Source organism: Streptomyces ochraceiscleroticus, from assembly GCF_000720485.1.
GTDB classification, from domain to species: Bacteria; Actinomycetota; Actinomycetes; order Streptomycetales; family Streptomycetaceae; genus Streptomyces; species Streptomyces ochraceiscleroticus.
Genome location: NZ_JOAX01000068.1, coordinates 1 through 848 on the forward strand (window position 1 = coordinate 1; position 848 = coordinate 848).

At 66.0% G+C, this 848-nt stretch carries 1 pseudogene; it reads left to right on the forward strand.

The features are described 5' to 3' along the window. Window positions 1-848: pseudogene (gene adh / locus IG84_RS0137145) on the forward strand (aldehyde dehydrogenase); the annotation flags it as partial.

An 848-nucleotide genomic window follows, 5' to 3' on the forward strand; every position in this document is an offset into this window, starting at 1 on the left:
GGCAACTGTGTGGTCATCAAGCCCGCCGAGCAGACCCCGGCCAGCCTCCTCGTCCTCATGGACCTGATCGCCGATCTGCTGCCGCCGGGCGTGGTCAACGTCGTGAACGGCTTCGGTGTGGAGGCGGGCAAGCCCCTCGCGTCCAGCTCGCGGATCGCGAAGGTGGCGTTCACCGGTGAGACCACGACCGGCCGCCTGATCATGCAGTACGCGAGCGAGAACATCATTCCGGTCACGCTGGAGCTGGGCGGCAAGAGCCCCAACATCTTCCTGCCGGACGTCATGGCGGCCGACGACGACTTCCTGGACAAGGCCGTCGAGGGCTTCGTGATGTTCGCGCTGAACCAGGGCGAGGTGTGTACTTGCCCGTCCCGGGCGCTGATCCACTCCTCGATCTACGACGAGTTCATGGCCCGCTGCATCGAGCGCACCAAGGCGATCACCAGCGGCAGTCCGCTGGACCCGGCGACCATGATCGGTGCGCAGGCCAGCAACGACCAGTACGAGAAGATCCTCTCCTATATCGACATCGGCAAGAAGGAGGGCGCCGAGCTGGTCGCCGGCGGCTCCTCGCGCACCGTCCCGGGCCATGAGGGCGGGTACTACATCGAGCCGACGATCTTCCGTGGCACCAATGACATGCGGATCTTCCAGGAGGAGATCTTCGGCCCGGTCGTTTCGGTGACCACGTACGACTCGGTGGATGAGGCGCTGAAGATCGCGAACGACACGCTGTACGGGCTGGGCGCCGGCGTGTGGACCCGGGACGGTAACACCGCCTACCGCCTGGGCCGGGAGATCAAGGCGGGCCGGGTGTGGACCAACTGCTACCACGCCTACCCGGCGCA